We start from the raw sequence: 9,851 nt of genomic DNA on the forward strand, positions 1-9,851 counted from the left end.
CCAGGGGGAGGAACGGTCTCGACCTTGGCCCGTCCCGTGACGGTGTATTCCCAGCCGACCCTCGACCTCACCCCCTACTACCCTCCCCACCATCCGAACGCGCCCGAACCAAACGGCATGACCGCAGCGACCAAGGCCCGGCTGACAGCCGTCGCCCATCATGTCGATAGCCTGATTGACCAGCATAAATGCGACGAGGCGGCAAACATCGCCAAGGCGCAAGGGGGCGCGGTGATGGCTGACATGGCCTCCAAGATTTGCGCCCTGCGGTATGGTGGCGCCCCCTGACGACGATGTCACCTTTGGGGGCTAGGGCTTAAATGACCAACCCCAAGGGCTGCGCCGCCGTCGCGGCCTGGGCAGCTTGGATGACGCCGGCATCCAGCGCCCCCTGGGTTTTGCGATAGGCGGCCACCCCTTGCCGACTGGTTACGCCGGTGGCGCCCGCCGCCGTACTCTTATCCGTGCCTGTCGCCTGAGCATGGCTGGAGTCATCCGTTTCAGACCCGGCCTCCCCAACCTGCCCCGCCGGACCTTCGGTCGCATCCTCACCGGTACCGGTCTTTTGCTTGGCTTCTTCCCCCTGCGCGGCGACGATGCCCGCCTCGGCCTGGGCGGCCACCGCCCGGTCTTGGCCTGACGGGTCCGCGGGGGCAAGCGCCGCGCGCCGCACCGTCTCAAGCTTGGCGACGGTGGCCTGGGGGTCGCCCTGCACCGTCCCGATGTCGATCTTGACTTCGCCAGCGACGGCATATCGCTGGCCATCGGGGCCGGTGGTATACGTGTAGCTGGCCGAGCCGGCATAGGGACCGCCCGCCGCCTTGTGCGCCGCCTCATGCGCCCGCACGGAGCGGTCGACCGTCTTCAGCTTGTCAACCTGCTGCTGCTGGGCATCCGTCAGTTTGGTGCTGTCATTGGCGCTGCCGTTTCCGACGGCGGCTTGGCCACGCACACCATAGGGATTGGCGGCCTGCGCCTGGCCTGATTGAACCGTCCCGGTCGACGGCGCGCTGGCGACAGCACGTCCCTGCCCCGCCGACGCGGCGGCGGGGGCTGGCCCGGACAGGGCGCGCGTCCAGAATGGCGACGCGGAAATGCCACCAAGGGCGGACATGGCCGGAGGGTCGCATTAGTATTAATAATGCAAGCATTTCATCACTAAGCGGGTGCGTGCGCAAGACAAAGCCGCCCGCATCCCACCGGGGATACGGGCGGCTTGGGCCCAAGTGCCTGGAAATGAGCGCCCTCAAGGCCTGGACAGCGGCGATGCGCCGCGCCTGGGCCATCAGGCGCTCAGCGCCTTACCGCTTCAGATTGATCGTGTCCTGCAGCAGGTCGTCAGCGGTGGTGATCACCTTGGTATTGGCGGTGTAGGACCGCTGCGCCACGATCAGCTGGGTGAATTCCGCCGCGATGTCGACGTTGGATCCTTCCAGGCTACTGCTGGCGATATCGCCGGCGCCGTTCACGCCCGTGTCGTTGAAGCGGGCCTTGCCACTGTCCACCGTCTCGGTGAAGACGTTGCCGGTGGAACGCGCCAGGGCGTCCGCATTGTTGAACAGCACGATCGGAACCTTGGCGATGGTGCGCTGGCGGCCGTTGTCGTAATTGGCAAGCACGGTACCATCGGCGTTGATCTGCACATCCTTGAAGGTACCGGCCGGGCTGCCGTCCTGGACCTTGGAGGTGACGTTGATGCTGGTGCCGTCGAACTGGGTCAGGCCGGACGATTCACCGAAGTTGCCCAGGTCCAGCGTGAAATGCTGCAGGCCGTAGCCAAAGTCGACGTCGAAGCCCACGGTCGCAGCGGCACCACTGCTCTGGTCTGCGGTGACCGTGGCGTTGCCGGTACCCACAGCGGTCGAGTCCAGGTGGCTCAGCGTACCGGCTGCGGCCGTGGTGCCGTCAGACAGCGTGCCACCAAAAGTTAGATTGATGTGGCCGGGGGTCTGGCCGATATGGACGGCACCCGGCGTCGTGAAGAAGGAGTCGCTGTTGGTGTTACCGGACAAGGTGATGGTACCACCGGATGACAAGGCCTGCACGCCGAGCCCCTGTTGCGACGCCTGGGAATTGATCAGGGCTGCGATCTTGCCGCTGATGTCGCTCAGGCTGGCCTCGGTACCGTCCGTGGTATAAGAGACGTTGATGCCCTTGCCCTTTGGCACCACCTGCGTGGTTCCCAGCGTCGCGCCCAGGTCGCGCGTCGATAGCACCAGGGCCGTGGAGGTGCTGGAGGCGGTGTTCAAGGTGAAGGGCGATTGGGTATCGTTGTTCACCTGTGCCGCCAGCCCCGCGACCGCAGACTGAAGGTCGGGATACTGGTTAATGTTGCCCGAATTGATCATCAAGTTGTACGTCGTCGTGCCCAGGGTCAGCGTATACATCTGACCCACCTGGGTCGCGGTGGTCCCAGTGACGGTGGGATCGCCGTTGGTGAAATCGAACGTGTAATCCGTCGACAGCGTCGGATCGGGTACCGTCCCGGAGGTCGTCGACGCCGTAACCGTCGCAGTTTTCGCGATCGGGGGCGAGATGGCGAAGGTGTACTTGGTGCCCACGTCACCCGGCTGGCCGGTGATGGTCAGCTTCTCAATTTCCTTGGTGCCTGTCACATTGCCCACATATGTGGATGTGTTGACGGTGTTGAGCAAATTAGGGGAATCCTGGGCAGTGACGGCGACACTAACCGGACCTGCATTAAGCCCGGTGACGGTCATGGTGCCATTGACAGCGGACGCCGTTATATTCCCCTTCAGCGGCCCGGTGGTGTCCGTCTGAAGCAAGGTGGCGAGCTTCGACATCACGGCGTTCAAGTTGCCGTATGACGCGATATTCTGCGGAGTGATGGTCACGGAAACCGTCACGGGACCTACGGGATTGCCAGCGCTGTCCGTGCCGGAGGCCGTGGCCGTGTAGACGTCATCGATGTTGATGCTGTCGCCGACGACGGTCTGGGAGACGCTGCCCTTGGTGCCGGCGGCCACGTTACCCGACACGATGGTCGACATCGTGCCCACGGTGTGATTGGTGATGGCGCCGTTGGTGACGTTGCCGGTCGCCGTGAAGTCAGTGCCCGCTGTGCGGGCGGTCAGGCGCAGCGCACCGGCGGAGTTCACGGTGGCGGCCACGCCGCTGGACGTGTCGGCGCCATTGATCTGATCCGCCAGCGCCTGCGAGATGTCCTTCATCGAGGCGAACTGCGAGGCGTTGGTCTTCGTGATGGTCGTGCTGTAGGTCGTGCCGTTCACGGTCACCGAATACACGTCACCGATGTTGATGCCCTTCAGGGGCGACACGGCGGCGGTGGAGAAGGTCACATCCTGTATCGACGCCCGGTCCAGCTTGTTGGTCGTCGGCATCGCCTCGGAACTGGTCGCGGCGAAGCCGGTGGACAGCAGGCCTTGCACGGGCATGGAGGAGGCCGTGCCCTGGGCGCCGTCGGCGGTGATGCCCAACTGCCAGGCGCCGGCCGTGGCGCCCTGGCGCCAGGTCAGGTTGACGTTATGCGCGGTGCCGCCCGCGTCATAGACCTGCACCTGCGTGGGGGTGATGGAGCCGCTGGGGTCCGTCGGCAGGTTGGCCTTGATATCGATGGTCTTGGTCTGCACCGGGCTATCGATGTCCGCCCTCACCTGCACCGGGGTGGCGGAGGTGGCGAACAGGCCCGTGGTGCTGTCGTAGGCAAAACCGTTCAGGGCAAAGCCGGAGTTGTTGACCAGGGTGCGCGTGCTGTCCAACGCGAAGCTGCCGTCACGGGTGTAATATCGTTCACCCGCCGCCGTCGTTTGACCATTGACCGTCGTCAGCTTGCTGACGCTGAAAAAGCCGTTGCCGCGGATGGCGATGTTGGTGGCCGTGTCAGAGGACGAAACCGTGCCCGACACGCTGTTGGCATAATCGGGACGGGCCTGCACGCCACCGGCCTGGTACTGCGACCTGCTGGCTGAGATGACCAGGGACTCAAACGATGTATCGATGCGCTTGAAGCCCGTCGTCTGGGCGTTGGCGATGTTGTCGGAGATGTTGCTGAGCGCGGTGGACTGCGCCTGCAAACCCGAAATACCGACGGACATCGAGCCGAAAATGCTCATGGTGCTGGCTCCCAGAAGAGCGGTTGCGTATCTGACGCCTTAGGAAAGCAAGATGGATGCCAGATTGCGAAAAACGGCACCCCACCATCACGTTTCGCGGGCGATCCTTCGAAAGCCCCCGAGATATTCACATAAGCGACTGATTTGTCTGGAAATACGCGGCGATGTCCGGCACCGCTGCCCCTCCGCTCCTTTGCTTCCCGCTTGCCTATGCGGCCGGTATCGTCCGTCGTCTTCCCAGCCGCGTGGCAGGATGTGCCGGGTTGGGCCGTTTTTTCCTACCCAGCCTAACGACCCGGCCGTTTCTTCCCTGTGGCGGCGGAACCAGTCACCGAAAACAAGGAAGGCCGGGCTGGTCATCCCCCTTTGGGGAGACCGGCCCGGCCTTTTCCTGGTCCGTTCCTGCGGGTCCCTTTTGGACCCCGACGCGTCGGAGACGCCGGATCAGGCGTTAGGCTTCACCGAGAATTCGCCGGAGCGCACGCTCTCGGCCATGATTTCCAGGTATTCGGCCGTGGTGGTCTTGCCGTATTTGGCCAGGATGCCGTAGATGGCGGCCATCACCGACATGGTACCGATGGTGTCATAGGGCACGCCTTCGCTGGCGGCGTTCACCCAATAGGCGTTGAACTGATCGAACAGACGGACGCGCTGCGCCTCATCATTCACCGGGGCGGCGATGGTGGCGTTGGCGAAGGCTTCGGCGGACGTGAAGGCGTTCATGGCAGGTTCTCCTTAGCTCAGGAAGTTGACGAGGGATAGGGAAGCGATTTTGCCGGCAACGGTGTAGGCACCCTGCTGTTGGTTCAGCGCTGCCTGCAGTTGGGCCGCGACCGTCGTCGGGTCGACGTTCTGGATGGTGCCGATCTGGGTTTCCAGGTCGTCCATCGCGGTCTTGTGATTGGTGGCCGCCGTGCCGAGAATGCTCTGCGCGTTCACCGTGCTGGCGTCCAGCTGGCGGATCTGGCTCTGGGCGGACACCATGGCGGAGCGCGCGTTGCTCATCAGCGTGGTGTAGTTGCCCGGCGTGTTCACCGCGGCCAGCATCTGCTTAATGCCGATGATCAGGTTCTGGATGGCCGGATCGTTGGAGGTGATGCCGTAGGTCACGCTGGTGCTGTCGTCGACGTTGAGCGTGCTGGTGGCATAAGCCGCCGTGTTCTCGGCACCCGATTGATATTGGCTGTCATAGACAGCCACATAAGGGGGGCTGGCGACCGCGGTGCTGAAGGAGGCCGGCGTCTGGTACGGGGCCAGCGTCACCGCCGTCAACGTGTTCTGGTTGCTGTTGTTCTGCACCGTCGAGGTGGTGGCGAAGCGCTGCGAGCCCATGCCCGTCAGGGTGATCTGCGCCGAAGCCGGGGGATTGGAAGTCACGGTGGCGTCGGCCGACCGCTGGGGATCGGCGTTGACCAACCCCGCCAACTTATACGCCACGTAGCCCATGGCATCACCGGCCGCGACGGGGGGCGTGGCCGTGGGCACGCCATTCGCCTTCATGTCGGCGAGGTCGGCGGACGTCATCACGTAGGTGTAGTTGGTCGGACCGGAAACCTTGTCATAGCTGATGTTGTTCGCCGGGTTCGCGTCGTCGCTGGTGACGGTGACCGTGTTCCGGTTGCCCATGCTGACCGTGAACACGTCGCCCACGTCCACGCTGGTGCCATTCAGATTGAGGTTGTCGATCTGCGGCTGCCCGGTCACCGGCGGCACGGCCGTGGGATCGGCGGCGACAGCCAGTTGCGAGGTGTACTGGGAATAGACGTTGTCCTGGTCGGTATGGCTGGCGTAGCCAGGGTAGCCAGCCAGAGTGGGATCACCGGCCGGGGTCGAGCTGTTCTGATAGCCGGCGGTGGGATAGACGTTCGATGAGACGTTGAACGAGTAGCCCGCCTTGTCACCGATCAGTGTCAGTTGGTTCCCGATGACGGAGGCCGTCAGCGGCAACGGCGCCGCCTGCCCGTTGGCGACGGCCTGCTGGTTCAGGCCGTTGATCTGCGTGGCCAGGCCGTTGAGGATGTCGGACATGCTCGTTTCCGAGCCCGTGGTGGTATAGGTGAAGCGCTTGTCCCCCACGCTCATCTCGTAGATGTCGCCCGCGGTGCCCAGCGTGCCGCCGGTCAGGGTCACCTGGCTCACCTGCTTGGTGGCCCCCAGATCGCCCACGGGCGCCGTGTCATACCGGCTGCCGGAGAAGATATATCGATCGCCGGCCTTGGTGTTCAGCAGGCTGGACAGTTGGGTCAGGGCACCCTGGAGCAGCGCCTTGGGCGCCGCCAGGTCAGGATAGGCCACGCTGAAGGACGCGCTGCCCGGGCCCTTCAACTGATTGATGTTCAGGCTGATGGACGCGCCATCGCCGGGGCCACCGGCCATCTGGAAGGTCTGCTGGCCATCATCGGGCGGTATGGCGCTCAGGTTCAGGGTCTTGGTGGAGGTGCCGCCCAGGCCGTCGCTCACCGTCACATCGTAACTACCCGCCTTGCCGCTGTTCGACGGAACCGAGGTGACAGTGTAGGTGGCGGCGGCGTTGAACACCGACTTGGTGCTGTCGACGGCTAGGCCAAGGTTGCCATTGCTGGACGAGGTCACGGGCGACAGGGCGGGCGTGCCGGCACCAGCCGGGATGTTGGCGGAACTCAACAGATTGGACACGATCTTCTGCATGGACGACAGCGCCGTCTCCATCGCGTTCACCTGGGTGGTGGCCGCGGTGATGGCATTGGAGTAGCCGGTGCGCTGGGCGTACTGGGCCTTCAGCGCCAGCAGCTGGTTGGCCTGCGTGCCATAGGCGGACAGATCCTGCGACTTGATCCCGGTATTGAACTGCTGCTGCAGGTCGGCCAAGGAGGAGGAGGTCCCATTGATGCCGTTTAGCATCGATAGGTAGCTGCCGTAGGTGCTTACACGAGAGATGGTCATGCTACACCGTCTGCGCGAGAGCGTCGAACATCTGCCCGATGACGGAGATCACGCGGGCGGTGGCCGAATAGTTGCGTTGCAGCACCTGAAGGTTCGCGACCTCCTCATCCATGTTGACGCCTGTCGAGCTGGAGTAGCGCGTCTGCAGGCTGGTCATGAAGGACGAGGTGGTGGTGGCCTGGGTGCTGACGTTGGACTGGACGGTGGACCAATTGCTGGCCACGCCATCCGCCATGCCGCCATAGCTGACGTTGTTCATGGTCAAGCCATCGGCGACCAGGGTGCGGCCGGTGGCGGTCATGGCGGTGACCATGGCGTTCACCGCCGACTGTTTGATGGTCTTGGTACCGTTCAGCAGGTTCTTGTTCACCGCCAGGGTGCCGGCGTCGGTACCGGTGAACAGGCCGCTCTCCAGTTCCCCGTCATTGGTGGGGCTGGCCTTGTTGTAAGCGTCGGTGATGCTGGTCGGCTGCCCCGCCTGGGTCGTGCCCGTCAGGGCGCCGGCGATGGCGTCCAGCTGCGACTTCAGCTTGCGGAACACTTCGGTGGTCGGATCGCCGCTGGCCGGTGAGGGCGAGCTGTCGGAGACCAGGTCCAGCAACCCGCCCAGCTTGCCGCTGCTGATGGCGGCGGTGATGTCGGCGCCACCGGCGCCCGAAATCACCTTGCCATCATAGCTCAACTGCGTGGCGCCACCGTCCACCAGCGTGGCGCCGGTGGGCGTGAACACGGCGATGGACCCATCGTCGCGTGTCGTGGTGCGGATGTTGATCATCGAGGACAGGTCCGCCAAGGTGGCGTCGCGCTGGTCCTCGAAATCGGCGGTCGGCTGGTTGCTGGACTTCATCTGGGCGATGGTCGAATTCAGCTTGTCCAGCTGGGCGAGATCGCTGTTGATCGACTTCACCGTCTGGGTGATGTCGGTCTTGGCTTGGGTTTCCATCTGGTCCACGCCCGCCGACAGGGTGTGGACGGTCTGCACCAGGGCCTGGGCCTTCTGCACCACCTGGCTCTGCGCCACGGTGCTTTCCGGCGACGCGGACAAGTTCTGCAGGGCGGAGGTGAAGTCCTGGAAGGCCTGGGTCAACTTGGGTGTGGCGCTGTCGCTGGCCGACGATGACGTGGAATTGCCCAGCAGGTTCCCGACCTGGCTCATGTACTGAGACAGGATCTGTTGCATCCCGTTCTCTGAGGTCGTCCCTTGCAGTTGCGCCTGCAGGGCTGTGTCCACCGAGCGGGAGTACTGCGAGATGCTGACGCCACTCAGCGGATCGGTCGTCTGCGAAACGGTATGTTTCGTGCGATTCGCGCTGTTGGCGTTGTTCATATTGTCTGAAACGACCTGGATGCCGGCCTGAATGACATTCAGGCTGTTGGCGGCCGTATTCAGCGCGCTGAACAAACTCATGGGACCGGGCCTCGGAGGGCGGGAAGTTCCGCTCAGGGGACCGACCCCCATGGCCGATCCGATCCCCCTATACGCAAGCCCCGGGCCAGTTGACCCTTTGGATTATGGCACTGGAATCATTCGTATTTTTGCAAACTGCCAAAAGCAGTGGGGCGGCAATTTCTGCCGCCCCATCCTCATCCACGGTCCCGCTAGGCAGGGTTGACCCGGTCAGCGGACACCTTTGCCCGGATCCAAAACATCCATTGGGTCCAATACCTTATTGCCCTGCCGCACCTCGAAATGCAGCTGCGGGCTGGTGACGTTGCCGGTGGCGCCCACGGTACCAATGCGCTGGCCCCGCGCCACCTTGGCGTTGGCCTCGACCATGATCTGGTCCAGCTGGGCGTAGGCCGTCACCATGCCGTCGGCGTGCTGGATCAGGACCAAGTTGCCAAAGCCGCGCAATTGGTTGCCAGCGTACTTCACCACACCAGCATCGGCGGCCACCACGGGTGTACCCGTCGGGGCGGCGATGTTGATGCCGTCGTTATACTGCCCACCCGGCTTGGCCCCGTGGGCGGAGATCACCTGGCCGGTCACCGGCCACAGGAAGCGGGCGCCGCTCTTGGGCGCCGGCGCCTCGGGCGCGGGCGTCGATGGCACGGCCACGGCCGGCGGCGGCGTGGGGGCGACAGCGACCACCGGCGGCGGCGTGGCGGCGCTGCGCGACGCCGGTGCCGCCTGTGCCTGCGGCGGCGCCTGGTCGCCCGGCTCGGACGACGCGCCTGGCGTCACCGGCGCCCATCGGGCGGCGGGGGCCACCGTGGCACCCGGCGGAATGGCGCCGCCGGTGCTGCCGGTCGACGGTGGCGTGGAAACCGCTGGCGCGGGGGAAGCGGGCGATGGCGCCAGTTCCTGGCTTTGCACCGACCGGCGCGGGGGCGCGGCGGTGACGGGGGGTACAGGACCGGTACCGGCCGGGGCGGTGGTGACCGTTCCCCGGCCGCCGGCGGCGGGAGGTGCCGCCGGATAACCCACCGTGGGCCGTGGCGCCTCCGCCACGACGGAACCGCTGCCGGAGCCGCCGCCGGCGTGCGGCAGGTTCAGGGTCTGCCCCACCCGCAGCAGGTAGGGCGGCCCCATGTTGTTGAGCCGCGCCAACTCGCTGCTGTCGACGTTGAAGGTGCGCGCGATGGCGTACAGCGTATCGCCCGGCTTCACCACGTAGGTGTGCGGCGTGGGTACGAACAGCCGTTGACCCGGGGTCACCGTGTAGGGCGGCTGCCGGTGGTTTTCCTCGATCAGGTCGCGTAGCGGGATGTTGTAGCGCTTGGCCACATCATAGATGGTCTCCCCGCGTGAGACAAAAATGACGTTGGCCGGCGTCGGCGGCGGTGTGATCACCGGCGCCGGCTCCGGCCGGGTGCCGCAGGCGGACAGGCCAA

At 64.9% G+C, this 9,851-nt stretch carries 7 protein-coding genes; 1 reads left to right on the forward strand and 6 read right to left on the reverse strand.

What is annotated here, in order from left to right; translation table 11 throughout:
• Positions 1-288, forward strand: a 288-nt coding sequence (locus I55_RS19210; protein WP_211100316.1) for a hypothetical protein, incomplete at its 5' end; no start/stop codon positions are given.
• Positions 289-316: 28 nt separating this feature from the next.
• Here the strand turns inward: I55_RS19210 and I55_RS33255 are convergent.
• From I55_RS33255 to I55_RS19240, 6 genes are all read right to left on the reverse strand, one after another.
• Positions 317-1,114: a putative metalloprotease CJM1_0395 family protein gene (locus I55_RS33255; RefSeq protein WP_083901250.1), complete on the reverse strand. Its 798-nt coding sequence runs from the start codon at positions 1,112-1,114 to the stop codon at positions 317-319.
• A 187-nt stretch (positions 1,115-1,301) separates the two neighbouring features.
• Positions 1,302-4,094, reverse strand: coding sequence for a flagellar hook-basal body complex protein (locus I55_RS19220; protein ID WP_083901251.1), 2,793 nt, complete (start codon positions 4,092-4,094; stop codon positions 1,302-1,304).
• A gap of 444 nt (positions 4,095-4,538) precedes the next feature.
• The gene (locus I55_RS19225; RefSeq protein ID WP_044562199.1) at positions 4,539-4,817 is read right to left on the reverse strand and encodes a hypothetical protein; all 279 of its coding nucleotides are present in this window, start codon (positions 4,815-4,817) and stop codon (positions 4,539-4,541) included.
• A gap of 12 nt (positions 4,818-4,829) precedes the next feature.
• Complete coding sequence (locus tag I55_RS19230) at positions 4,830-7,016, reverse strand: hypothetical protein (protein WP_148293842.1); 2,187 nt, start codon at positions 7,014-7,016, stop codon at positions 4,830-4,832.
• A 1-nt stretch (position 7,017) separates the two neighbouring features.
• The gene (flgK, locus tag I55_RS19235) at positions 7,018-8,424 is read right to left on the reverse strand and encodes a flagellar hook-associated protein FlgK (protein WP_044562201.1); all 1,407 of its coding nucleotides are present in this window, start codon (positions 8,422-8,424) and stop codon (positions 7,018-7,020) included.
• Positions 8,425-8,634: 210 nt separating this feature from the next.
• Positions 8,635-9,851, reverse strand: a 1,217-nt coding sequence (locus I55_RS19240; RefSeq protein WP_049974287.1) for a peptidoglycan DD-metalloendopeptidase family protein, incomplete at its 5' end; no start/stop codon positions are given.

The organism is Azospirillum sp. B4, from assembly GCF_000333275.1.
In the GTDB taxonomy this organism is placed as follows: Bacteria; Pseudomonadota; Alphaproteobacteria; order Azospirillales; family Azospirillaceae; genus Nitrospirillum.